At 49.7% G+C, this 24,996-nt stretch carries 27 protein-coding genes and 1 pseudogene; 25 read left to right on the top strand and 3 right to left on the bottom strand.

What is annotated here, in order from left to right:
* Positions 1-265, bottom strand: a pseudogene (locus Q0339_RS09085) (hypothetical protein); the annotation flags it as partial.
* Between the two features lie 105 nt (positions 266-370).
* Between Q0339_RS09085 and Q0339_RS02065 the strand changes: the two are divergent.
* The 4 genes from Q0339_RS02065 to Q0339_RS02050 all read left to right on the top strand — a co-directional run bounded on the left by Q0339_RS02065 (position 371) and on the right by Q0339_RS02050 (position 2,568).
* Positions 371-1,408: a M42 family metallopeptidase gene (locus Q0339_RS02065; protein ID WP_298077121.1), complete on the top strand. Its 1,038-nt coding sequence runs from the start codon at positions 371-373 to the stop codon at positions 1,406-1,408.
* Between the two features lie 20 nt (positions 1,409-1,428).
* Positions 1,429-1,884, top strand: a complete 456-nt coding sequence (locus tag Q0339_RS02060) for a GNAT family N-acetyltransferase (protein ID WP_298077120.1) — start codon at positions 1,429-1,431, stop codon at positions 1,882-1,884.
* Between the two features lie 107 nt (positions 1,885-1,991).
* Positions 1,992-2,249 (top strand): type II toxin-antitoxin system Phd/YefM family antitoxin, encoded by a 258-nt coding sequence (locus Q0339_RS02055; RefSeq protein ID WP_023391684.1) that lies wholly within the window; start codon positions 1,992-1,994, stop codon positions 2,247-2,249.
* Positions 2,239-2,568 (top strand): type II toxin-antitoxin system RelE/ParE family toxin, encoded by a 330-nt coding sequence (locus Q0339_RS02050; protein ID WP_298077119.1) that lies wholly within the window; start codon positions 2,239-2,241, stop codon positions 2,566-2,568. The genes Q0339_RS02055 and Q0339_RS02050 overlap by 11 nt, the downstream gene beginning before the upstream one ends.
* A 56-nt stretch (positions 2,569-2,624) precedes the next feature.
* On the opposite strand, the gene Q0339_RS02045 is transcribed toward Q0339_RS02050, so the two are convergent.
* Both Q0339_RS02045 and Q0339_RS02040 read right to left on the bottom strand, forming a co-directional pair.
* Positions 2,625-2,963, bottom strand: coding sequence for a type II toxin-antitoxin system PemK/MazF family toxin (locus Q0339_RS02045; protein WP_291427393.1), 339 nt, complete (start codon positions 2,961-2,963; stop codon positions 2,625-2,627).
* Positions 2,957-3,223 (bottom strand): AbrB/MazE/SpoVT family DNA-binding domain-containing protein, encoded by a 267-nt coding sequence (locus Q0339_RS02040; RefSeq protein ID WP_298077118.1) that lies wholly within the window; start codon positions 3,221-3,223, stop codon positions 2,957-2,959. Before Q0339_RS02040 ends, Q0339_RS02045 begins: the two co-directional genes overlap by 7 nt.
* Before the next feature lie 295 nt (positions 3,224-3,518).
* Here Q0339_RS02040 and Q0339_RS02035 point away from each other — a divergent pair, with 295 nt between their 5' ends.
* The 21 genes from Q0339_RS02035 to Q0339_RS01935 all read left to right on the top strand — a co-directional run bounded on the left by Q0339_RS02035 (position 3,519) and on the right by Q0339_RS01935 (position 24,980).
* Positions 3,519-5,024: a PTS transporter subunit EIIC gene (locus Q0339_RS02035; RefSeq protein ID WP_298077117.1), complete on the top strand. Its 1,506-nt coding sequence runs from the start codon at positions 3,519-3,521 to the stop codon at positions 5,022-5,024.
* An 86-nt stretch (positions 5,025-5,110) separates the two neighbouring features.
* Positions 5,111-6,316, top strand: coding sequence for a hypothetical protein (locus Q0339_RS02030; RefSeq protein WP_298077116.1), 1,206 nt, complete (start codon positions 5,111-5,113; stop codon positions 6,314-6,316).
* A gap of 153 nt (positions 6,317-6,469) precedes the next feature.
* Positions 6,470-7,426 (top strand): alpha/beta hydrolase, encoded by a 957-nt coding sequence (locus Q0339_RS02025; RefSeq protein ID WP_298077115.1) that lies wholly within the window; start codon positions 6,470-6,472, stop codon positions 7,424-7,426.
* A gap of 56 nt (positions 7,427-7,482) precedes the next feature.
* Complete coding sequence (locus tag Q0339_RS02020; protein WP_298077114.1) at positions 7,483-7,680, top strand: hypothetical protein; 198 nt, start codon at positions 7,483-7,485, stop codon at positions 7,678-7,680.
* Between the two features lie 169 nt (positions 7,681-7,849).
* Positions 7,850-9,253: a dGTP triphosphohydrolase gene (gene dgt / locus Q0339_RS02015; RefSeq protein WP_298077112.1), complete on the top strand. Its 1,404-nt coding sequence runs from the start codon at positions 7,850-7,852 to the stop codon at positions 9,251-9,253.
* Between the two features lie 163 nt (positions 9,254-9,416).
* Positions 9,417-11,591: a pneumococcal-type histidine triad protein gene (locus Q0339_RS02010; protein WP_298077111.1), complete on the top strand. Its 2,175-nt coding sequence runs from the start codon at positions 9,417-9,419 to the stop codon at positions 11,589-11,591.
* Positions 11,592-11,872: 281 nt separating this feature from the next.
* Entirely contained in the window at positions 11,873-13,168 is a 1,296-nt protein-coding gene (locus Q0339_RS02005; RefSeq protein WP_298077110.1) for an ABC transporter permease, read from the top strand.
* Positions 13,169-13,181: 13 nt separating this feature from the next.
* Entirely contained in the window at positions 13,182-13,832 is a 651-nt protein-coding gene (locus tag Q0339_RS02000) for an ABC transporter ATP-binding protein (protein ID WP_035364132.1), read from the top strand.
* 15 nt (positions 13,833-13,847) lie between these two features.
* Complete coding sequence (locus Q0339_RS01995) at positions 13,848-15,227, top strand: ABC transporter permease (protein WP_291432425.1); 1,380 nt, start codon at positions 13,848-13,850, stop codon at positions 15,225-15,227.
* A gap of 311 nt (positions 15,228-15,538) precedes the next feature.
* Complete coding sequence (locus Q0339_RS01990; RefSeq protein WP_023391696.1) at positions 15,539-16,195, top strand: response regulator transcription factor; 657 nt, start codon at positions 15,539-15,541, stop codon at positions 16,193-16,195.
* Positions 16,192-17,526 (top strand): HAMP domain-containing sensor histidine kinase, encoded by a 1,335-nt coding sequence (locus Q0339_RS01985; RefSeq protein WP_298077108.1) that lies wholly within the window; start codon positions 16,192-16,194, stop codon positions 17,524-17,526. Before Q0339_RS01990 ends, Q0339_RS01985 begins: the two co-directional genes overlap by 4 nt.
* Before the next feature lie 93 nt (positions 17,527-17,619).
* Positions 17,620-18,072 (top strand): HIT family protein, encoded by a 453-nt coding sequence (locus Q0339_RS01980; RefSeq protein ID WP_298077107.1) that lies wholly within the window; start codon positions 17,620-17,622, stop codon positions 18,070-18,072.
* A gap of 173 nt (positions 18,073-18,245) precedes the next feature.
* Positions 18,246-18,641, top strand: coding sequence for a hypothetical protein (locus Q0339_RS01975; RefSeq protein WP_298077105.1), 396 nt, complete (start codon positions 18,246-18,248; stop codon positions 18,639-18,641).
* Positions 18,642-19,040: 399 nt separating this feature from the next.
* A complete protein-coding gene (locus Q0339_RS01970; protein ID WP_298077104.1) occupies positions 19,041-20,333 on the top strand; it encodes a DUF2130 domain-containing protein in 1,293 nt (430 codons plus the stop codon).
* A 1-nt stretch (position 20,334) separates the two neighbouring features.
* Positions 20,335-20,730, top strand: coding sequence for a hypothetical protein (locus Q0339_RS01965; RefSeq protein WP_298077103.1), 396 nt, complete (start codon positions 20,335-20,337; stop codon positions 20,728-20,730).
* A gap of 1 nt (position 20,731) precedes the next feature.
* On the top strand, positions 20,732-21,067 hold the full coding sequence (locus tag Q0339_RS01960) for a TfoX/Sxy family protein (protein WP_298077102.1): 336 nt from the start codon (positions 20,732-20,734) through the stop codon (positions 21,065-21,067).
* Complete coding sequence (locus Q0339_RS01955; RefSeq protein ID WP_298077101.1) at positions 21,064-21,522, top strand: GNAT family N-acetyltransferase; 459 nt, start codon at positions 21,064-21,066, stop codon at positions 21,520-21,522. Before Q0339_RS01960 ends, Q0339_RS01955 begins: the two co-directional genes overlap by 4 nt.
* Positions 21,523-21,537: 15 nt before the next feature.
* The gene (locus tag Q0339_RS01950; RefSeq protein WP_298077099.1) at positions 21,538-21,999 is read left to right on the top strand and encodes a GNAT family N-acetyltransferase; all 462 of its coding nucleotides are present in this window, start codon (positions 21,538-21,540) and stop codon (positions 21,997-21,999) included.
* Positions 22,000-22,017: 18 nt separating this feature from the next.
* On the top strand, positions 22,018-23,331 hold the full coding sequence (locus tag Q0339_RS01945; RefSeq protein WP_298077098.1) for a low temperature requirement protein A: 1,314 nt from the start codon (positions 22,018-22,020) through the stop codon (positions 23,329-23,331).
* A gap of 33 nt (positions 23,332-23,364) precedes the next feature.
* A complete protein-coding gene (locus Q0339_RS01940) occupies positions 23,365-24,081 on the top strand; it encodes a response regulator transcription factor (RefSeq protein WP_298077097.1) in 717 nt (238 codons plus the stop codon).
* Entirely contained in the window at positions 24,081-24,980 is a 900-nt protein-coding gene (locus Q0339_RS01935; RefSeq protein ID WP_298077096.1) for a HAMP domain-containing sensor histidine kinase, read from the top strand. Before Q0339_RS01940 ends, Q0339_RS01935 begins: the two co-directional genes overlap by 1 nt.
* The last annotated feature ends 16 nt before the right edge of the window (positions 24,981-24,996 follow it).

The raw sequence follows: 24,996 nt of genomic DNA, 5'->3' as shown, positions 1-24,996 counted from the left end.
GTTCATATTGGTTATGAAGTGTTCTTTTCTGAGAAGTTGGATCAATATACAACTCTTCTCCATCTTCTGTGTATAGTTGGTTGCCCCGTGTTAGATAGAGTAAATCTTCTAAGTGCTGTCCATCAGTTGGAGGAGCGCCATGTCGTGTTGGGGCTCCAACGCGACGTGGTGGAGGCGATGAACTTGGTTTTTGAGCGAAAAAGGAGCCAAAAGGTGCAGCCACGTCGCATTGGAGGAGGGCGATGTCGTGTTGGGGCTCCAACACGACGTGACTGCGGGCACCCGCCCCATTTGTCACGCAAAAAGATAGGGCGCCTATCCAAACTTGTGTTATAATGAAGGTGTAAACAATTTTCAAGGGGGCATTAGGATGAATCCAACCTTAAGTTATCTGCAAGAACTTCTAGCTATCGCGTCGCCAACGGGTTACACGCGTGGCGTTCAGGACTATTTGGTATCGACTCTGGAAAAAATGGGCTACCAACCGGTGCGCACTTCCAAAGGACTCGTACATGTGACGGTGCCGGGCCAGGACGATGACCACCACCGCATCGTGACGGCTCACGTTGACACCTTGGGGGCAATGGTGCGCGCGGTCAAGGGCGACGGCCGGCTCAAGCTGGACAAGGTGGGTGGCTTTCCTTGGAACATGATTGAAGGGGAGAACTGTACCGTCCATGTGGCGGCCACCGGTAAAACTGTATCTGGGACTATTCTCATTCACCAAACTTCTACCCACGTCTACTGTGATGCGGGGACGGCTGAACGGACCCAAGACAACATGGAAGTCCGCTTAGATGCCAAGGTTACCAACGAGGAAGAAACCCGCGCCCTAGGTATTGAAGTGGGTGACTTTGTCTCCTTCAACCCACGAACCACCATCACCGACACCGGCTTTATCAAGTCGCGCTTCCTCGACGACAAGGTGTCCGCCGCTATCCTGCTTAACTTGTTGCGCCGTTACAAGGAAGAGGGCATCACCCTGCCGGTGACGACCCAATTTGCCTTCTCGGTCTTCGAGGAAGTAGGGCATGGGGCCAACTCTAGCCTATCAGACAAAGCGGTGGAGTATCTGGCGGTTGACATGGGCGCCATGGGTGACGACCAGCAGACCGACGAGTATACGGTCTCTATCTGTGTCAAGGATGCCAGTGGCCCTTATCACTATGAATTCCGCCAACACCTGGTGGAACTGGCTAAGGCCAAGGACATTCCTTACAAATTAGACATCTACCCATTCTATGGATCCGACGCTTCGGCCGCTATGTCAGCGGGTGCCGAAGTCAAGCACGCCCTCTGCGGTGCCGGCATCGAGTCCAGCCATTCCTATGAGCGGACCCATGTGGACTCCGTGGAGGCGACCGAGCGCTTGGTGGATGCTTATCTCTTGAGTGACTTAGTCAAGTAAGGCCGAGAAAGGAGAATATCATGACCCTTAGTTTAAGAGAGATTACTGGCGATAATTATTTTCAGGTGCTAGAGCTCAAGATTTCTCCTGAGCAAGAGGCGGCCAAATTTGTATCTCCGGTCGTCCGATCCTTGGCAGATGCTTGGTACTACCGTGACGAAGGCATTACCTATCCCAAAGCCATTTATGCCAAGGAAGACCTAGTTGGCTTCATCATGTATGACTTGGATACAGAGGAGCAACAGGTCTTTATTTGGCGCTTCCTGATTGACCAAGCCTTCCAAGGCAGAGGCTACGGCCGACAAACCATTGAAGCAGTACTGGAAATGGCCAAGCAGCAAACCCAGATGACCAAGGTGGTGGCCGATTACGTGGACGGTAACGAGCCCATGAAAAAGATTTTGCTAGGTCTAGGATTTGAAGAGACTGGCTTTAACCAGGAAATAAATGAACATATTATGGTCTATCAGTTATAAGAAGAAAAGGTCCCCTTATGATTAGATCAGGGGGCCTTTTGCTATAAATGACTATATATGTGTCTAAATTTATGGTATAATATAGCCATCAAAAGGAGGTGGCGTTGATGAAAATTATTCCCATGCGCGATTTAAAAAATACAGTGGCGGTTGAAGCTTATTGTCAAGAGGAACAAGGCCCAGTCTTCGTCACTAAGAATGGCTATGGACGACTAGTCGTCATGGACATTGAATACTATGAGAAGACCCTCCGTCAAATGGAAGAAGCAAAATTTCTATATCAAGGGCTTGAAGATATTCGAGAGCAACGCCTAAGAGACGGTGAGTCCCTTATCGCCGATATGAGGGAGCGTTATGACCTATAGTTATGAGTTCACTCAGAAGGCAGAAGAAGATTTAGAAGTGATTCTGGACTATTTGACAAAGGAACTTAAGAATCAGCAAGCTGCTAAAAAGTTTCTTGATGCACTCCATGAGTGTTTGAAAAACTTGCTAGTTTTCCCAGAAAGCGGGGAGCGGGTGCGCAATCCCTATTTGCCAGCTATAGGCATTCGACGGAAAATCATTGGTCACTATATTGTCTACTATGCGCCATACCCCAAAGAACATAAGCTGCGGATTATCCGCCTAGGACATGGTCTTCAGGATCAAGCCCATTTGTTTATGGACCTTAAGTCGCATTAAACCAAGCAAACGCCATGGCTAGGTAATCATACCGAGCCATGGCGTTTTGTTTATTCTTAATCCTCCATATCAAACAACAACTTATACTTATCCAAGATGAGCTTCAATTCTTCTTGAGATAGCCTTTCCTCGACCTTAGCAACACCTCGTGCCGCTAAGTCTAAGGCGATGGTCTGGTCTAGCATGACCTTGCCCTGGATGGTACGAGTGCTAGTCAGCTCATGATAGGTGGGAAAGTTGCGACTGGTGGTGGTGATGGGGGCCACGATGGTTAAGCCGCTGAACTTAGTCAGGAGGCTATGGCTTAGAGCGAGAGCCGGGCGACGATGCTTCTGCTCGTGGCCCTTGCTGGGATTGAAGTCAACGTAGAAAATATCGCCTTGTTTGATTACCATTCTAGTTCCTGACCTTTCGCCTGGCCCCAATCAAGTTCGCCTTCTCGAACATCGTCCTGATCCCATTCAGCAAACAACTCATGGATGGTGGAAGGTTGTTTGTGTTCAGGACTTAGTCGAATGCTGTTATCCTCGACAGAGATCAGAAGGGTTTGATTGTCCAATAGATTTAACTTTTTGAGAATGGAAGCAGGTAGGCGCACGGCCTTAGAATTGCCCCATTGGGATAGTGTGGTCCGGTATTGTGCTTGTGACTCCATAAAATCACCTCTTCTAATGTATATACCAAGTATATACCTATGTGGCGTACCAGTCAAGTCTCCCCTCCAAGTTGAAATTTCCTTTCAATCCGATTATAATAAACTTGTAAAGGGTTACATTCAACCCTGCGCATTCGCATCGCAACTTATGCAAGATCATGTCAGACCAGGAAAGGAGGTAGCCAGGCCAGGAAGGGCCGCGAGTCCCCCAAAAGGTGGGACCACAGGAGTGAGTCAGGAGGATTCCGATGCGAGACTTCTGAAGCACCTAACAATCAAAGGAGGTCTTTGTACCATGTTTAAGTTGTTACAAAAAATCGGGAAAGCCTTTATGCTGCCGATTGCCATTCTGCCGGCAGCCGGGCTATTGCTGGGGATTGGGGGCGCCTTGTCTAATCCGACCACGGTGGCGACCTATCCCGTATTGAATAATCCAAGCCTACAAGCTATTTTCCAAGTCATGAGTTCGGCCGGCGAAATTGTCTTCGCCAACCTGTCCCTCCTGCTCTGTGTGGGCCTCTGTATCGGCCTAGCTAAGCGGGACAAGGGGACGGCAGCCCTGGCTGGGGTGACCGGTTACCTGGTCATGAAAGCCACCATCGGTGCCTTAGTCAAACTCTATATGGCAGAGGGTTCGGCCATCGACACCGGGGTCATTGGCGCCATTGCGGTCGGTGCCTGTGCAGTTTGGCTCCATAATCGCTATCATAATATTCAATTGCCACAGGTCTTGGGCTTCTTCGGGGGCTCCCGCTTTGTGCCTATCGTGACGTCTTTTGCCTCAATTTTCTTAGGGGGCGTCTTTTTCCTAATCTGGCCACCATTCCAACAATGGCTGGTATCAACTGGGGACTACATTTCCCAAGCGGGTCCGTTTGGGACCTTCCTCTACGGCTTCCTCATGCGTCTCTGCGGGGCAGTCGGCTTGCATCACATGATCTACCCAATGTTCTGGTACACTGAGTTAGGTGGGGTGGCTCAAGTAGCGGGTCAAACCGTAGCCGGGGCACAAAAAATCTTCTTCGCCCAATTGGCAGATCCAAACCACACGGGTCTCTTCACCGAAGGCACTCGCTTCTTCGCTGGCCGCTTCTCAACCATGATGTTCGGTTTGCCAGCTGCCTGCTTGGCTATGTACCACTTGGTGCCAAAAGACCGTCGTAAGAAATACGCAGGTCTCTTCTTCGGGGTTGCCTTGACCAGCTTTATCACCGGGATTACGGAACCAATCGAGTATATGTTCCTCTTCGTGAGTCCATTCCTCTATGTGATTCACTCCTTCCTGGATGGGGTCAGCTTCTTCATCGCTGACATCCTCAATATTTCTATCGGGAACACCTTCTCAGGTGGGGTCATCGACTTCTCCCTCTTCGGGATCCTGCAAGGGAATGACAAGACCAACTGGCTCTTACAAATTCCATTTGGCTTAATCTGGGCCGGCCTCTACTATGTGGTCTTCCGTTGGTTCATCACCAAATTCAACGTGCCAACGCCAGGCCGTCTGGAAGAGGACTTGGACGAGGATGCCAAGCCAGTGGTCGACACCAAGGACAGCCTCAAGCAAGATTCAGTTAGAATCATTGAAGCCCTAGGTGGTCCTGAAAACATTGAAGAAGTCGACGCCTGCATCACCCGCTTGCGTGTATCAGTCAAAGATCCAGGCAAGGTCGACAAGCCAACCCTCAAGGCCATCGGTGCCGTCGATGTCTTAGAAGTCCAAGGCGGCATCCAAGCAGTCTACGGGGCTAAGGCTATTCTCTACAAGAACAACATCAACGAGATTCTGGGCGTGGATGACTAGAAGATTTATCAAATTAGTAAGGCCAGCTATTTAGGTAGCTGGCCTTAATCTAATCTGTATCATAAAATGAAGAAGGGGGTATAAGTATGTGGGATAAGACAAAGAAACGATGGTCTAAATTAGATAAGAAAAGTATGGCTTGGTTTCTGGGCTCCGTACTAATTGTGGTAGTGAGAAGGTATTTCCTGCTTGGATTAGATAAAACGTATCAGCACATTCTGATGGGAATAGGCTTCATTTTGTTACTAAACTCAATCTACCGTGTTGTTTTCCAGAGAAGACAGAGTTGGCGAGATGTTAGTGAGCCGTTAAGGTTTATAATGCGTTTTCTCATAAGAATTGGATTTTATTATTTTTCATATAAATACATAGTTTTTTTTATAATAAAAAGTACTGAGCTAGGAAAAAATGATGCCAAAGAATTGTTGATGGGGATTTGGTCCGTCATGTTTATATGGATGACTTGGATGATTCTGTTAGATTTTTTGAATTTAATACTTAAGGAAATGTTGCCTTGGATGCCTTTTGTTAGTACTACATCCTTTATGATGGTGCTTTTTTCTTTATTTCTTTCGGCCGACCCCGCTACTTTAAACTTAATTTTTGTAGTTTTCGGAAAAATGTTTACTGACATATTGTTTTCACAAGATGTCATCTTTAATAGGTATTTTTTAAAAGACTCTGCTTCTAGTTCATATAAAAGATTAATTAGGATAAAATACAGATTTTATACTTTGATATCTTCCATAGTATTAGTTCAAGCTATGAGATTAATGCTGACTAACGAAATTCAGTCACTCTTTAAGAGCTTATTATATGGGAATACCGAATTCTGGAATAAGGTCACCTTATCCTTGTATACGGGCTTAACTACTATTGTAGTATTTTTGATATTAGATATAATTATAACGGATGCTATAGGTGAGTTGCCAATTAGTAGATATGGTAGACTGTATAAGAGCTATAGTGCTTTGAATATAAAGAATAAGCTATTACTTTGGGGAGTGATAATACTAGTACTATCCTATGCCATTACGGTCATATTTTTCGATAAGTTATTCGATAAGTTCAAAGAACTGCTAGAAAAGATAAAATGTGACTTTCAAGGCAATCCACTTATTATTAGTGCTATCACATTCTTAGTTGTATCTTGTTTGCTGATGATTCTTTTGTACATACTGAGAAGAGTAGCTAAGAGTGCAGTGCAGATTTATAAAAGGGCTAAGATAAAATTACGGCATTACTTAGTTGATGGGACTTCCAGTGATAGTCAAGAACAGACTCCCTCTTAAAAGTGCAATAAGGGGCGATGCTTTAAGAAATTATTCATTACATTGTTTAAGGCTCGCGATAACTGAGCATCGGAGTAAACCTTCTTATCTATTGACCTAGTCCTGTTCAAGTGGTAGGGTAAGCATGTGATCAAAAGTGGAGGAGGCTAAGTGATGAGATTTTGGCGAGGTCTAAGAAAACTATTAGCTTATGTGCTTTTAGCCATAGTGCTAGTTACATTAGGTGTCTATCTTAATCATCGTCTTGCCTTATCCAGAGAAGCTAATGATGTATCGCCGATTGGTAATCGTGTTGAGGTTGAGGGTAAGCAGTTAAATATCTATGTGACAAGTTCGGGTAGCAAGACACTAGTTTTGTTAGCTGGAGGGGGCACAACATCGCCTATTTTGGACTTTAAGGCCTTGACGACGCAATTAGAGTCGGATTATCGTATTGTCATAGTCGAGCGACTCGGTTATGGCTTTAGTGATGATGGGGATAGTCCTAGAGATTTAGAAACCGTGAATAGACAGACACGTCAAGCACTAGAAGCGTCTGGTATTCAAGGCCCTTATGTTCTAGTGGCTCATTCCATGGCTGGCTTGGAGGCTCTCTACTGGGCCCAAGAACATCCAGCAGAAGTTTCTGCTATTGTTGGCCTCGATATGGCCATGCCTCAGAGCTATGACAAAGTAAAGGTTCCAACTTTTGTAGTTAAGGTTGGGCAAATGTTACTTGGGCTAGGCTATGGGCGTTTTCTTTATCCAGCAGAGAAGGCAGCTCCTGCCCTTCAATCAGGCCATCTGACGCAAGCAGAAATAGCTAATTACAAGGCGCTCTTTTATAAGCAGGCCTTGACGACTGCTATTGGCAATGAACTTGAAATGTCAGCAAGCAATGCTAAGCAAGTTTTAGACAAGCCTCTGCCAAGCGTCCCTATTTTACTCTATGTGTCTAATGCGAGTGGGACTAGCTTCTCTAGTGAGGCTTGGTACCAAATGGCGCAAGATAGCTTTGGGCAAGTGCCTAATGCGACCATTAAACGCTTGGATGTGGGGCATTATGTGCATGATTATGCGCCCGAAGAAATTGCAGCAGGGATAGGCGAATTTTTGAAGGCTAACAACTAAGTTGTCACTAGCTTCTATAAGTCTCAAAACATGGTTCTATTGATTAGGAGGTTGTCATGAGCAATAAAGACTACTACCATAAAGATATACTTAGTCATTCAGACCAGCTAAATCAGCAAGCGCCTCAGGATTTAAGCCGACAAGACAAGTCGCTAACTGCTCAAGCAATCGACGAAAGCAGACGCATTGCGCATGATCCATCAGTAGCAAGCTACTCCACCATCGAATCCTTGAGAAAAGCCTTAGACCAATAAAAATTTCATATAGCCTAGTTACACAAATACTTAAACCCAAGACACCCACCCGGGTGTCTTTCTTTATGCCGGCTTGAGAATTTGTTATAATAAGGAAGCAAAATAGGCTGGCTGACGCCCACTTTAAGACCCCAACATCCCCCAGTCAGCAGACAAGGAGGTCCGGCTTATGCAATGGACAGATCTTTTATCTACTGCCCGTCTATCGGGTAGTGCGACCCAGCATCGTAATGAATTTGATGATGACTACAAACGAATTGTGACCAGCCCGTCTTTCCGGCGGTTACAGGACAAGACCCAGGTCTTTCCCCTGGAGCGGATGGATTTTATTCATACGCGCCTGACGCATTCCCTGGAGGTGGCCATGATTGGCCGGACCCTGGTTTCGGAGATTGCCCTTAGTCTGGCCGATCAACTAGAAGGCGTGGCCGATTCTGAGCTGGCCGTCAGTCAGCAGGAATTCATTGTCCGTCAGGCCGACATCGCCCGTATTGTTGAGTGCGCTAGTCTCTTGCACGATATTGGCAATCCGCCTTATGGTCACTTTGGCGAGGATATTATCCGCCAGTGGTTCAAGAAACGCCTGCCCGCCATTCTGAGTGAGCAGCTGGATCCCCAACTGGCCCAGGACTTTCTGGCCAGCGACTATGTTCATGACCTCTATCATTTTGAGGGGAATGCCCAGGCCTTGCGGATTGCGGCCAAGCTCCACGACTTCAAGGGTAGCTTTGATGGCCTTGATTTAACCGTGGCCACCCTCAATACCATTCTCAAATACACGCGGGCTTCTCACCAGCCTAAGACCGGTGCTATCATCCATAAGAAGGTGGGCTATTTCCATGCGGAGGCCGACCTCTTCCAAGCCATTACCAGCCAAACGGGAGCGGGCAGCCAACGCCATCCCTTGACCTTCATCCTAGAGGCGGCTGACGACATTGCCTATCTGGTGGCCGATATGGAAGACGCCCTGGGCAAGGGCGTCCTGACCTTCGCCATGGTCAAGGCGGACCTGCTAGCTAGTCTTAAGCAGTCAGCCCAGGACAGCCAGGCTTCGCGTCAGGTGGTCCATATTCTGGAGACCATTGATGAAGAAATCTTCAGCATCAACCGTTTCTTCGAGCACCTGCGCAATGTCTTAATTGCCGGTGCCACCCAGTCCTTCGTGAGCCATTATGCTGACTTGATGGCTGGGACCTACGACTTTGACCTCTTCAAAGACTCGGATGTGGCGCCACTCTATCATCAACTGCGGTCCATTTCTGAAGGCCGGATTTACGACCACAAGTCCATTTTACGCCTGGAAATAGCGGGCTATTCGACCCTGACCTATCTGCTGGATAGCTTCGTGCCGCCACTTGTAGCTTACGATACAGCGCGTCGCCTAGACTATGTGGACCTTAAGAAGATTGGCATTATTTCCGAGAGCCAGAAACGGTCCTACCGTTATTTTGCGCAAGGTAAGTCGGAACTGGAGAAGCTCTACCTGCGCCTGCTCTTGGCCACGGACTTCATCTCAGGCATGACCGATAGCTATGCCCACCAACTCTACTTAGATATGGTAGGTATTTCCTAATCTTATCACCTAGCTCCCTCATAGCAGGGGGCTTTTTTGATGCTGGCACACTATTTAACAAGTAGTGCAATATTTTTTCATTATACTATTGACAATCATTACGATTGGGTGTAAGATGCTAAACGTAAGAATTACCATTATATATACGAAGGAGTCATCATTCATGACTAAAAAACGCATCCTCTTATGGGGGATTAATGGCGCCATTCTTTTAAGCGCCGGGGCCGGTTTGTGGGGCCTTAATCAAGAACTCAGTCAATCTCAAGCCCGTTTGCAAGAGGCCCAAACGGCCATGTCCCAAGCGGAAAGCGACAAGGGCCAATTATCCAGCGATTTGGCCGCAGCCCAAGCCGAAAAAGAATCCTTGGCCTTGGATAAGCTCGAGCTAGAATTCAAGGAAAAAATGGGTAAACAAAAGGTCATCGTGGGGAAGGTCTTTTCTAACGGTTACCTTAAGAAGCATGGCAACCATTACCACTTTGTCTACGGTAAGCCACCAGTGGACGCCATCTACGAAGACCAGGCCCAAGCAGGGGCTAGCGGGTCAAGAAGGGGTGGGGACGATCACTATGTGTTTAACCCAGCCGATATTGTCGAAGAGAATGCAGATGGCTATGTAGTCCGTCACGGCGACCATTTCCACTTTATCTCTAAACGCGACTTAGCCAACGCGCCAACCGTGCCCAATGCCCATACACCAGGGGGTTGCCGCCTAGTGCGGATTCCTCACGGCGACCATTTCCATGATGTCTTGGATTGTGGTCAAGGCTTAGGCAATCTGTCCTTCGACGATGAGCCAGTCAGCCCAAGACCTAATGGTCCAGTCGCTAGCCGGCCAGCCAGCCCTAGCCAACCTGTAGCACCAAGTCATCCAGCCGACCAACTGACTCGACCAAGTCAACCAGCGACGCCAAGTCTGCCAGTGGATCAGCCAGCGACGCCAAGTCCGGCTCCGAGCCAGCCAGCCCAACCAAGCACACCACAAGGGCCAACTTCTCTCCTGACCCTAGACTCGCCTGAGTTGCAGCCTCATTTGGATTACATCAGCTATGCCTATGGGGTAGAGCGGGACACCATCAAGTTGCAGGCTGTCTATGATGATGCCGGCAACTACCGGGGCCAAGTCTTTGCCTTTCAAAATACGGAACAGGGCCAAGACAAGTCGCACATCCATCCTTGGGTAGTGCCACTCTGGACCTTGGAAGTGCCTAGTCAGGATCCAAGCATTGACCCTGAGTTACGCTTTGCCCGCGAACTAGCAGGTCTTGCTAAACGCATGGGCATTCCTCAACGTATTATTCGCATTCGCGATGGCTACTTCGAGGTGCCACATGGCGACCACAGCCACAATATCCGCATTCGCAATGTGGAAGGGGCCAAGGCTTATGTCGCTAACAAATTAGCGAGTCTGCCAAGTATCCATGTGCCAGGCGATTTGGATGAGGCCACTGTCAAAGCCTACATCGCCACCCTGCGCCAAGTAGCTAGCCAACGTCTAGCCGGCCAAGAAGTGGCCCTAGCTCGGATCGATGCCGGTTTGCAAGATATTGAAGAAAGCCTCAAGGACAAGGGCAACTCGACCCAAGGCTTCCTCCAACTCTTAGACCGCTTTGCCGCCCGCTACATCTTCCAAATTGAAGACAATAGCGACAAACTGTCTGAACGCCTGGCCAAATTGAATGCCCAACATGAGAGCATCCTCAAGGCCATTAGCGAGCTGAACTTGACCAACTATGGGGTGACCGCTGACCAATTGCGGGAACAAGCCAACAAGGCCATCGAAGCCCAAGACGCGGTGGGCTTAAGCCGCTTAGCTGCCTATGTGGCAGCCCTCAAGGATGCCAACGACCGTCCTGGGGTTGAAGCCATGAAGCATCTCTACTTCTTGACCCAACACGTCCAAGACAAGCCATTGTCTTATGACTTGCGGGAACAAGTGTCGGATATCATTGCCCGCCTATCCAAGACTAATGCCGTCTTCGGTGGGGATGACCCGGCAGAACCACTTTTCGCCCCCGCTATCTTAGCTAAACAAGCCATCGAGCTAGCTCACGCCCAGTTCAATGGCAAGGTTGACACCCGCGTAGGCGACAAGTATAAGGCCATTACCCAAGCCGGGGAAGATGGTGGCCCAAGCATCTTGGAAAGCAACAAGTCCTTCACCTCCGAAGTCTTAGAAGACGCTGACAAGGACAAGAGCCTGCCAGTAACTAACTTTGAAGAGGACAAGGCAAGTGAGGCCTCATCATCCTCAGACCAAAGCTCATCCCAGTCTTCTTCTAGCTCAAGTGCTAATGCAGCCAGCGATCAGAAAGACGAAACAACTTCAAGCAACTAAATCTAACCCCTCTATTTAAAAACCACCCCCCATCAGCGGCCGAACTGATGGCAGGGTGGTTTTACCGTTGTGTGGCAAAGTATTAGAAAGATATAAAAAGTTATTTTGCCATCGGCTAATCTCCCCAAAACCCAGACCTTATCCTGTTCTCAAGCCAGGTCAGGGGCTGGATTTTTCATTTATTGAAGAAGACAAAAATTTATTTCACAATTTCATATCAACTTCACACAGGGGTTGCATACTATAGTTAGTTCTTAATCAGCAGAAAGGAAGTGACTCGTATGAAATGGTATCAGCGTGCTTGGGCCTATGTCAGCCGTAAGCGAGTCAGAGTTGGGCTGCTTTTCCTCATCTTATCTCTGATCACGACCGCTGTCTTAGCTGTTTTCGCGATTCAGATTAGTACCCAACAAGTTCAAGATAAACTCCTGTCCCTCTCCAATGCGGGCTTCCAGCTCCAAGGTCAGGGCTTGCAGGCAGGGATGAAAGAGTCGGACATCAGTCAAGTGGCTCAAGTAGAGGGAATAGCAGACGTTCAGTACCAATCGGAAGGGCTGGCCAAGTTTGAGTCCGGCCAAGTCATTCAGGCCCAACAAGCCGTGCAACGTGACCAAGGCGACGATATCTTTAATCAGCTCTTATCCATTCAAGGTCGCCAAGACAGTCAGACCGATTTAGATTTTGCGAGCGGGGCCTTGACCCTGAGCCAAGGGCGCCACTTGACGCCAGATGACAAAGACAAGGTCATGGTCCACGAGGCCTTTGCCGAAGCCAACAAGCTCCAGCTAGGCGATAAGATTAGCCTCAAGGGCACCCAGCTAACAGAAGGTGGGGAAGCCAAGGACGGGGAGGCCAAGGAATTCGAGATTGTCGGGATTTATAGCGGCAAACGCAGTGAGACCTTCACCGGGCTCAGCTCCGATTTGACCGAAAACCGGCTCTACACCGACTACGCTAGCAGTCAGGCCCTCTACGGGCGGCAAGCAGACGACTATCAAGTGCGTCTGGCTCAGTATCGGGTGAAAAACCCCAAGGAACTAGACCAAGTTATTAGCCGCGTTAAGGCCTTGTCGCTGGATTGGGACCAAACCCAATTGACAGCCAATAGTCAAGCCTTTGAACAGGTGGCAGCGCCTATCGCTAGCTTCAAGTCCCTCATGACCATCATGACCGGCGCGGTCTTATTGGTCAGTGTGATTACCCTCTTCCTAGTCTTGCTCTTCTGCTTGCGGGAACGGGTGCATGAATTCGGCATTCTGCTCTCGATTGGGATTTCTAAGGGACAAATCATTGGCCAAATCCTGCTAGAGCTCTGGGGCCTATCCATTGGGGCCTGGGCCATCGCAGCCGCAGTAGCCTATCCACTGGCTAACAGTTTCTTCTCCAGCCTCTTAGTCTCCAATGACCTGCCAGACCAGGTCCGCAAACTCTTCGCGGCCGCTGCGCCAAGCTGGCAGGCCGGCCTAGTCGCAACAAGTTATGGCGTCGTACTTGTGATTATAGTAGTGGCGGTCATGGCTTGTGCCGGCTTAATTCTCACCAAAAAACCTAAGGAAATCCTAGGACAACTCAGTTAAGGAAGTGATCATGATGACATTATTGAAATTAGACAACATTTACTATCGTTATGAAGGGGCACAAGAGAGTGTCCTCAAGGAATTAGACGCTAAATTTGATGCTGGCACCTTCTATGCCGTTGTGGGTAAATCCGGGGCTGGTAAGTCGACCTTCTTATCCCTCTTGGCAGGCTTAGATAGCCCAACCAAAGGTAAAGTCCTCTTCCAAGGCAAGGATATTGCCCAAGAGTCTTATAGCGCCCACCGCCGCCACAATATTTGCTTGGTCTTCCAAAACTACAACCTGATTGACTACTTGACGCCACTAGAAAATGTGCGCCTAGCCAATGCGGAAGCTAGCGAAGACTTGCTCTTACAACTAGGCTTGGGCCAGGACTTAATTCATCGTAACGTGCTTAAGTTATCTGGGGGCCAACAACAACGGGTGGCTATCGCCCGGGCCTTGGCCAGCGAGGCGCCAATCATCTTAGCTGACGAACCAACCGGTAACTTGGACGAAGGGACCGCCCAAGAAATCATCGACATTTTACGTCAAGCTGCCCATGAACGAGGCAAATGTGTCATCGTCGTGACGCACAGCCCGCAAGTGGCAGAGGCAGCCGATACGGTTCTAGAACTCAGTCATGGTAAGCTGAAAGCAGCTAACGGACATAAAGTGAAGTAGAGAGGGGGAAGCACAATGCGTTTATTGAATAATGCTTGGGCCTATGTCTGGCGTAAAAAATTTAAGACTCTGATTATCTTCCTTATTCTCTTAGTCATGTCCACTGTTTCCTTAAGTAGTTTGGCTGTTAAGCGGGCAACCGACGTGGCCTCCAAAGAAACCTTCAAGGGCATCAGCTCTTCCTTCTCTATGGAAATCGATCGCCGTAACAACCAAGGGACCAACCGCGGGAGTGGGAACTTGCGTGGTAAGGACATCGCGGCCATTCAAGGCCTAGATGGCATTAGCCAAGTAGTCAAACGTATGGGGATTGTGGCCGACTTAGTCGACAAGGAACTGGTTTCCCAAGACGGCCTGCCACGAATTGATGCCGACCGTCAACGTCGCTTCGGTAAGGCAGCCATGTTGACAGGGACCAATGACTCTTCCTTGGACGATCGCTTTAGTGCCGAAACCTTCAAGCTAGTTGAAGGCCGTCACATTAAGCCTGAGGACAAGAACGTGGCCATGGTCCACGAAGAATTTGCTAAGAAGAACGGCCTCAAGGTAGGGGACACGCTCAAGCTCAAGTCCAACATCTATGATGCCGATAATGAAAAGCAAGCCAATGAAACGACTGAAGTTACGATCGTAGGGACCTTTAGCGGGAAGAACAAGGGTGGGGTAACGGCCATCCAAGAGCTCTACCAAAACAACCTGCTGACCGATTTAGGGACCACGCAAAAGCTCTATGGTTATACCGATGAAACGGCTATCTATCAAGATGCTAGCTTCTTCGTCGACGGTAACCATGACTTAGACAAGATTATGTCTGAAGCTAAGAAGTTGTCCATTAACTGGCGGGCATACAGCTTGGTTAAGAGCAGCCAAAACTTCCCATCCTTGCAAAAATCAATTGGTTTAGTCTATGGCATGACCGACAAGTTACTCTTGGGTAGCCTGATCTTCTCAGGTGTCGTCCTCATGTTGATCCTCTTCCTCTGGATGAACGGTCGTCGTAAGGAAATGGGGATTCGTCTCTCCCTAGGTATGACCAAGCCACAAATCTTGGCTCAATTCCTAGTTGAAGTCCTCATGGTCAGTCTAGCAAGCTTTGTGGGGGCCTTCCTCCTAGGAGGACCTGTCAGTCAATGGGTAGGGAATACCATTCTGGGCAGTGTCAACCAAAGCATCGGTCAACAATTGGCAGCTGAAGCTAAGAACACCACGCTTGGGGGCGGGGCGGCTATTGATAGCTTCAACAAGACCTTGACCGAATTATCCGTCCAAGTACAAGCCATGGATATGGTTTGGGTAGTAGCCTTAGGCTTGGTGGTCATCCTGGTAGCTGTACTTCTAGCTTCCATTACCCTCATGCGTAAGCAACCTAAATCGCTCTTGGCCGACCATCAATAGGCCAAAAATGTGGGTGAGTTCTCGTCATCGAGAACTCCTCATAGACCGGCCAAGTCGCCGTCATTGTCACTTACATACTCTCGTCACTCAGTCCAAACAATGTCGCCTTGACCGGCCTATGAGGGGTTCTAGATACCCCTGTATTCTCCACCTAAGGGACTTCCATTTATAGATAATGTTCAGAATTTGGTTCAAGTGTAGGCTAGGAAGTCCATAATATTTTTTACCATGGAAAGTAGGGTTTGCGCAGGCTAATCCTACTTTCTATGGTATAATTGACTTAAAATCTTAATGAGAAAGGAAGTGCGCCCATGAATCTGATGATTGTAGAAGACGAAGCAGCCATCCGCGAAGGAGTCAGCGAATTTCTCCGCAGTCAAGGCTACTTTGTTTGGGAGGCGGCTGATGGCCAAGAAGCCCTGGACCTCTTTGGGGAGGTATCCGTGGATCTGGTCCTCTTAGATATTATGATGCCTAAGAAAAATGGCTTTGAAGTCTTAGCAGAAATCCGTAAAACTAGTACAGTGCCGGTCCTCATGTTGACGGCGGTAGCTGATGAAGAAGCCCAAATTAAGACCTTCGACTTGCTGGTCGATGGCTATATTCAGAAGCCATTCTCCCTGGCCCTGCTGGCTAAGCGCATTGAAGCCTTGCTTAAGCGGCATTATGGCGAGTTTGACATCTGGGAATACAAGGACAGCAAGGTCAACTTCTCCAGCTATGAAGCGACTTATAAGGGGGAAGTGGCGGATACCAAGCCTAAGGAGCTGGCAGTTCTCAAGCTCTTGCTGGACCACCAAGGCCAAGTACTCAGCCGGGCGCAAATTCTCGACCATGTCTGGGCCAATCAGGATGATCCACCCTTTGACCGGGTAGTGGACGTCTATATCAAGCAATTGCGCAAGAACTTAGGATTGGATTGTATTGTCACGGTCAAAAATGTGGGCTATAAATTGGAGCTAAAATGAAACGACTAAGTTTATTCCCGAAAATTTTTATCTGGACCATCTCCATCTTGCTAGCCTTGGTGGCAGTGGCCCATCTCTCCATTTATTTGGTCTTTCCCCATTTCTATCTCAATGATCGCCAGACCGACTTGAGCCACAAGGCCGATGCCATGGTCCAAAACCTGGCCGAAGTCGATGAAGAAGAAGTGGAGACAGCCCTGGAAGTCTATGCTAAGAACGAGGGTATTACGGCCTTTATGCAGCCCCAAGGCTCTAGCTATACCAAGACCCTCGGTCGTAATCTCAACTATAATCAGGACAGTGACCAGAACTCGGTCATTATCGAAGAGCGGGAAGTGGTGACGCGGGATAAGAAACGCCTGCTAGTTCAGTTTGTTTCCACTACCGAAGTGGTCCGCCAGGCCACGCGGGTGACCCTGACCTTACTGCCTATGTCCCTAGGGGGCTCGGTGGCGCTAGCTGTCGTGGTAGCCTACGTTTACGCTCGCAGCCTGTCTCGGCCTCTCAGCCGCATGGCGGCCATGACCGGGCGCATGAAGCAGTTGGACCGGACGGCTTTCTTTGCTAACATTCGTCAGGATGAGCTGGGCATGATGGAGCGACAAATCAACGAGCTCTACGGCCATCTCCTAGCCGTTATTGATGAACTAGAAGAGAAGAACCAGCGCATGGTGGAGTTAGAGAAGCTCAAGGTCGACTTCCTGCGTAGTGCTTCCCATGAACTTAAGACACCCTTGGCGGGTCTGCGTATTATGCTAGAAAATATGCGTTGGAAGGTAGGCAAGTATGCCGACCGGGACACTTATTTGGATGAATCCATGCTCAAGGTCGACCAATTATCTGGCCTAGTCAAGGAAATTCTGGAACTCTCCAAGCTGCAAGAGTGGCAGGCCGAGACAGGGCCACTGGATGTGGCGGCCATTGTGCCTCAGGTGCTGGCTGACTATGAAGTCCTGGTTCAGGCTCAGCACTTGCAGATTGACTGTCAACTCGACCAGGCCACCCTGGCTATGAGTGAGTCAGCCTTCCGCAAGGTCTTCTCCAATCTCATGAGCAATGCGGTCCGTTACTCCACACCCGGCGGCACCATCCGCATCTATCGTGAGGGGCAGAAGCTAAGAATTGAGAATCCTTGTCAGCCTATGTCTGACCAAGCCCTTCAGTCTGCCTATGACATTTTCAGTCACCAGGACAGCGACCAGCAAGGTAATAAGGGGACCGGCTTGGGTCTCTATATGGTCCATAACCTACTGGAAAACTACCATATTGTCCATGACTTCTATGCCATTGAGGGCGGCATGCGCTTTGAACTGGAAGTGCTGGAGGATTAGAAGAGAAAAGCGCCTTAGGGCGCTTTTTTGAATGGGAGAGTGACTTATGCTATAATTGGGTCAAAGCAATAGTGTAGTAAAGGAGCCTAGACCATGTGTTTAATTTGTCAACGAATTGAGATGATTAGGGAAGGCAGCAATCCTTACCTAGTCAAGGAACTGTCCACTGGCTATGTGGTCTTGGGTGACCACCAATACTTCAAGGGCTACACGCTCTTCCTAGCCAAGCAGCATGTGCGGGAGCTACATGACTTAGACCCTGAGACTAGGTTAGCCTTCCTGGCTGAAATGAGTCAGGTTCAAGAAGCGGTGGCCAAGGCCTTTGGGGCAGAGAAGATGAATGTCGAACTGCTAGGCAATGGCGATGCCCATCTACACTGGCATCTATTTCCACGTCGCGCCGGCGATATGGGGACCTACGGCCACCAGGGGCGCGGGCCCGTCTGGTGGGTGCCCTTTGAGGAAATGACGGATGAGGCAGTGCGACTGCAGGAGCCCGAGCTGTCCCAGATGCGGCAAATGCTTTTAGAGTCCTTAGAAGGGTAGACGAAAAAATACAGGCATCGCACAAGTGATGCCTGTATTTTTCTTTTGCTTTTATGGGGTTAATTGGTCAATCATCTTGGCCAGAAAGAGGGCTCGAAAGCCTACAAATCTTGAATTAAAGGCCTAAAAATGCTATATTGAGACTATCCAAAACTAAAGGAGTGGATTCAACTATGGCAACACGGACAGTGCTCTCTCGTGACGCCGCGCGTAACCTACGTGAGGGAGTCTATACAGATGGCGAGTTACAAGGTGTGATTCTAGAATTAGCAGAGGTGCAGGCGCGCCTAGACAAGAACTTCAAGTGGGTCATTATTATTCTGGCGGTCCTGTTTGCAGCGGCAGGGGTTTTATACTTCAGCAAGCCAGGTGTCGAATTTTGGTCTGTCCTCTCATCACTTGCTGGCTTGGCCGGTGCACTGCTTATAGCGCTCTTCTACATTCATTTCCGTTATACGACGCCGGTCAAACGGGCTTTCCTGCGTAACTTGCGCAAGGGCTATCCGGATCAATATGACCACTATGCTTATCTCTTCCATAGCTATGTGGAAGAAGCTAAAAATAATTAAAAATAGACTTGCTTAGTTGCAAGTTGCAGATGGCGGTAGTGATACCGCCATTTTTTATGTCCTCGCTTGATTGTCAACCGGCGGCCTTGTGCCCAATCTTTAGCTAGGAGCGCCTAGGATACTGGGCCTATGAGTGGCCTTGGAGCGGAGCGACTTAGGCCACCATAGACCAGCAAGGCGGAAGACAGCAAGCCGGTCCCGCTCCTTAGCCAAGATTGGCTAAGCAAGGCCAGAGCTTGAGGACTCACTAAACTGACACCAAGCCCTTCCAAGTTTGGCGCTTACAATTCACGAATAATAGGCAGGCGCCCTTTGTCCAAGCCTAGCTCCCACTACAAGCCGGGGGCTTTTTTTGTTATAATAGAGAAGACAAAGTTATGAAAGGAGTCCCCGTTTTATATGAAAGAAATCCAATGTCCCCATTGCGGGACCCACTTTACCATTAATGAAACCCAATATAGCGAGTTGCTAGCCCAGGTACGGACGGCCGAATTCGATGCCGAAGTGCAGGCTCGCCTCCATCAGGCCCTAGACTTGGCCGAGCAACGCTATCAGAACCAGGAGCAGGCTTTGCGGGCCCAAAAGGACCAGGAACTAAGCCAACTGCAACATCAAATCCAACAATTTGAAACCGAGAAGGCCCTGATTCAAAAGGAAACCGAGACCGCCCTCCAGGGCCAGTTGACGGCCAAGGACCAGGCCATTCAAGCCCTGGAATTCCAACTCAAGCAGGCACAGTTGGAGCACCAACAAGCCCTGCAAACGGCCAAGACTCAGTTGGAGAAGGAGCGCGATGCGGTTGCCAACCAGCTGGCCTTACAGGAGAAGGAAGCCCAGCTGTCGCGCAAGGCTGATCAAGAGAAGTACGAATTGGAGTTGCGCAAGAAGGACGAAACCATTGAGTTTTACAAGGACTTCAAGGCCAAGCAGTCCACCAAGATGATTGGCGAGAGCCTGGAGCAGCACTGCGAGTATGAATTCAACCGCAATCGCATGGGCATGTTTCCAAAGGCCCAGTTCGGCAAGGACAATGATGCTCGGACGGGTTCCAAGGGGGACTATATCTACCGCGAGTATGACGACCAAGGTGTCGAAATCCTCTCCATTATGTTTGAGATGAAGAACGAAGGCGACGAGACCGCCAGCAAGAAGAAGAATGAACAATTCTTCAAGGAGTTAGACAAGGACCGGCGGGAGAAGGGCTGCGAGTATGCCATTTTGGTTAGCCTGCTTGAAGCCGACAATGAGCTCTATAATAGCGGAATCGTGGATGTGTCCTATGTCTACGACAAGATGTATGTCATCCGGCCCCAATTCTTCCTGCCTATGATTACCCTCCTGCGCAATGCGGCCATGAATGCCCTCCATTACAAGCAGGAACTGGCCCAGATGCGGGAGCAGAATATTGACATTACCCATTTTGAAGAAGACCTCAACGCCTTCAAACTAGCCTTCGCTAAAAACTATCACTCAGCCAGCAACAACTTCGCCAAAGCCATCGAGGAAATCGACAAGGCTATTAAGCGCATGGAGGCCGTGAAGACGGCTCTGTTGACCAGCGAGAACCAGCTGCGTCTGGCCAATAACAAGCTGGACGATGTCAGCGTTAAGAAGCTGACTCGCAAGAACCCAACCATGAAGGCCAAATTCCAGGCCTTGGACCAAGCCAAGGATCAGACAGAGGAGGGATAAGGTGTTAGAAGGACTCAGAAGTTTGGGGGCAGTCAAGATTGACCTAGCCACTATCGCCGAAGATAGTGTGGAGTTACGTCTCTTGCCCCATTTGGTGCCAGACAGCCGGCAGGTCAGCCAGGACTATCTGGACCAAATACTCAACCAACTCTACAAGGTCGGCGATTGGTATGCTTATGCCCAGACCGTCCTTCAGTCCGAGGATGCCACTTACGGCTACCTCAAGACTCTCTACATTGCCTGGGCACCGGGCCAGGAACCTGGCCGTCTAGGTCTGGCCTTCCAAGTGCCAAGCGACCCGGCCGGGCGAGGCATGGTCTTGACGACCGAGCCTCTGGAGCTAGAAGCCTATGGCAACCTGGCCTACCTCAAGGACTATCTGAAGGGAGGGGACTAGGATGGCCACCAGTCCGGATTATCTAGCCTTTATCTTAGACCTTTGCCAGCATGATCCAGCTGTTACCAGTCGGGCCATGATGGGCGAGTACCTGCTCTACTATCAAGGCAAATTAGTGGGTGGTCTCTACGATAACCGCCTGCTAGTCAAGCCGGTGCCTGCCGCGCTCTCTTATCTAGCCAAGCAAGCCCAGGCCATTCCTTATCCGGGTGCCAAGCCCATGATTGAGGTGGAGGACCTAGAGGAATCAGGCTATGTCCTGGCTTTGTTTGAAGTCATGTGGCCTGAATTACCGGCCCCCAAGCCTAAGAAAAAGACAAAGGGGGACAAGCCATGATCCAATTAGTGCAAGCAGGTCAAGACCGCTCACAACTAGTAGCCAAGGTCTTGGCCGACCTACCTGAATGGTTTGGTCTGCCCGACTCCACCCAGGAATACATTGACCAGGCCAACGACCGTGTCTGTTTTCAAGCAGGGGAGGGCTGGGGCTTTGTGACCCTTCAAGAAACTTCCCCTGTCTGCCTAGAAATCCACTGCATGGGCGTCCTCAAAGCCCATCAAGGCCAGGGCCTGGGGCGACAACTCATGGCTGCAGCTGAAGACTATGCTATCAGCCAGGGCTATCATTATCTGCAGGTCAAGACGGTAGCGCCCGGTTACTATGAGGCTTATGATGCCACCAATGCCTTCTACCAGGCTTGTGGCTATGAGGCCATAGAAATCTTCCCGGATCTCTGGGATGAATGGAATCCCTGCTTACTTCGACTCAAGTATCTCAAGACCAATCAATAAAATGAGGTGAATGCCATGTTAGAAACCAAATTAGTGCAAGCAAGTCAAGAACGCTCACAACTAGTGGCTAAGGTCTTAGCCGACCTACCTGAATGGTTTGGTCTGCCAGACTCCACCCAGGAATACATTGACCAGGCCAGCGACCGGGTTTGCTTTCAAGCAGGGGAGGGCTGGGGCTTTATCACCCTCCAAGAAACTTCCCCTGTCTGTCTGGAAATTCACTGCATGGGCGTCCTCAAGGCTTATCATGGCCAGGGACTAGGCCGTCAGCTCATGGCGGCGGCTGAAGACTATGCCATCAGCCAGGGCTATCATTATCTGCAGGTCAAGACCGTGGCCCCAGGCCACTATGAGGCTTATGATGCCACCAATGCCTTCTACCAGGCTTGTGGCTACGAGGCCATAGAAATCTTCCCGGATCTCTGGGATGAATGGAATCCCTGTTTACTTCGACTCAAGTATCTCAAGACCAATTAATAAAATGAGGTGAATGCCATGTTAGAAACCAAACGCGTTTCAGTTTTAGAAATTTTCTATGATTTTGTTTTTGTTACCGGCCTATTCACTCTGCTCTATATGTTAGCAGATATCACCAAGTATCCCCTGGAGACCAACCTGATCTGGCGTTTTGCCCTGACCCTGTCGGTCATTCTCTATGTCTGGTTCAGCCAAGCCGCTTACAACAATCGTTACCTGAAGGAAGGGCCCCTGGACTATGTCTGTCATTTCTTCGATATGACCGTTTTCCTCTTCCTCTTTAAAGGCAATACGGCTTCTTGGAAGGATAGCTGGGTCCTCTTGTCAGCATGCCTGGCCTTCCTCAGCCTCAGTCTGGCCCTACGTTACGGCCTTCAATGGCTCAAGGCCCAGGACGACCAGGACAAATACTTTGCTGCTAGTCATGCCTTGATTTTCTTGGCTCAAGGGGTCTTGCTTCTGCTGGGCACCAAGTTGCCTTATGAATGGGGCGTCGCTGCTTTGGTAGTAGCAATTCTAGCTGGCTGGTTAGCGCCATTTTACTTTTTGCGTGACCGCCAAGTGCCAGCCCTGGACTTTGACCGGTTGAAGGACCGTACTTCGCTCATGACCATGATGTACTCAGCCGGCTTGGTTGTCCTCAGCTTGGGTACCTTCCTATCTATGGAAACGACCACCTTACTAGGTCTTATCCTCATTAGCTGCCTCATTCTCCACTATAAGGTTCAAATCGACCGAGTGCCGCAAGGGGTCGACCAGTCCGCTGCTGGCTTTATTTACAGCCACTATGTGATTATGATTGGCTTGAGTCTTGTCATTATTGCCTTGGGTGGCTTTATGACCCCTTATGTGCGCATCAGTCATATTGTGGACCTAAGCTATGCCGGTTTGGCTGTTTACTATCTGGGCATTCTCTTGCTGAGCTTTAAGAGAAAGCCTGAATTCTTGGGTGGTTTTGCCACTTGGAAAATCTATCTCCCTCTCTTAGTAGGCTGGATCCTATCCTTGCGTTCACCTGCCACAGACGACGTGGAATTAGTCCGCCTAGTAGTGGTAGTTGGCTTGATTTTTGCCGGCCAAGTTTACTTGCTTAAGAAGCCGGAACAAGAGCCAGCGCCAGTCTTAGAAGGAGCGCCAGCTCAAGGTGACCAAGGTCAAACACTAGAGGCGGCTGAAGAAAAGCCTGTAAGAGAAGTGGCTGAAGAAGTAGCGCTTGAAATTGAACCTGCTGAATCAGAACTTGCTACAACAGAAGTGTCGGCAGCTCATACACCTGAATCACAAGGCCAAGCAGGCCCACAAGCTGATAGTCCAGCTCCAATCCAAGACTAATCTTTGTCAACCATCCCATAAAAGGAGGCCGCTATGGCGCGTATACTCATTATCGAAGACAACCAGGACATCCATGCCCTGATTAAGCAATCCCTGGGCCAGGAACATGAACTGGTCTCAGCTTTTGCCGGGACAGAGGGGCTCCTTTACTGCCAGTCTCAGCCGGTAGATTTGGTCCTGCTGGACTATATGTTGCCGGGCATGAATGGCCAGGCTGTCCTGGAGGCCATTCGGGCCTTTAGCCAGGTACCGGTCATTATGCTGACGGCCTTGGGGGACAAGAAGCTGATCAGTCAGATGCTCCTGGCCGGGGCCAATGACTACATGGTCAAGCCCTTCGACTTCGAGGAGCTCTATGCCCGGGTGGCCGTCCAGTTGCGGACAGCCGGCCATGAGGCGGGCGCTAGCAGTCAGCCAAGCCAGGCGACCACCCGTCTAGGCCAGCTGCAACTCCAGGCCGATAGCTTTGAGATCAGTCGGGAGGGCCAAGTGGTTCGCCTGTCTAAAAAGGAATTTGGCATTCTAACCACCTTGCTAGGCGAGCCCCAGCGGATTTTTACCAAGGAGCTGCTCTATGAATTGGTCTGGCAGGATGCCTTCATTCCGGGCGACAATACCCTTAACACCCACCTGTCCAACCTGCGCAAGAAAATCAGCCAGCTGGATGATAGCCAGGATTATATTGAGACGGTCTGGGGCCTGGGGGTTCGACTAGCTCAAGGCGTCCGACCAGGAGGGGAGGCAATCTAATGTTGGGAATTACCTTGGGCCTAGGCCTCTGTCTCCTGGGGACTATCCTCTATTTATTTCATCAAAGCTACACCGTCCGCCAGCTGACCCGGCAGATTGAGACCAAGCGCCAGACCAAATCCCAAGGGCGCCTGCGACTCAGTCAGCAGAGTCGAACTTTAGTGGACTTGAGCCAGGCTGTCCAAGAAGTCTTCGAGGACCAGGAAGCCGAGCGAATCACCAGCCAACAGGAGCGGCGGGATTTGGACCAGGCCATCAGCAATATTGCCCACGATATCCGGACCCCGCTCACCATTGCTTCGGGTTATACCCAGCAAGCCCTTAAGCAGGTCAAAGCCCAAGAGCTACCCGATGTCCAGTCCTTGGAAAAGGTCCACCAGCAACTCAAGCAGGTCTCGGGCCGGCTAGAGGCCCTCTTGGACTATCGCCGGGTCTTGGAGCACGAGGTCAAGCCAAGCTTTTCGCGCGTGGATGTCCATCAGCTCTTGTTGGAGACGGCCTTGACCTACTATGAAGCCTTCCAAAGGGCGGGACTTAGGGTCGATTTGGATCTGGCACCAGGTCCTATCTGGCTAGAGACCGATCCAGAACTCCTGGTGAGGGTCTTGCAGAACCTGCTTGGCAACTTGCTTAAACATGGCAAGGGCCAGGGGCGAATTAGCCTGAGCCTCCATGCAGGCCAGCTACAAATTCGCCTCGATAACCAAATGGCCCAGCCCATCCAACAAGTTCGTTACCTGACCAAGCGCTTCTATTCAGAGAACCTGTCAGAAGTCGAGTCTTCTTCTGGCCTGGGGCTCTATATTAGTCAGCAAGTAATCCAATTACTAGGTGGCCAGCTGACCCTAAGCAGTCAGGACTTGGATTTCTCCGTCTGCGTCAGCCTACCATTGAGATAGCAAAAAGCCAGCCCAT

This window comes from uncultured Abiotrophia sp. (assembly GCF_938010525.1).
Classification (GTDB): domain Bacteria; phylum Bacillota; class Bacilli; order Lactobacillales; family Aerococcaceae; genus Abiotrophia.
The sequence above is the reverse complement of the archived record's forward strand: the minus strand, read 5'-3'. Positions and strand labels throughout refer to the sequence as shown.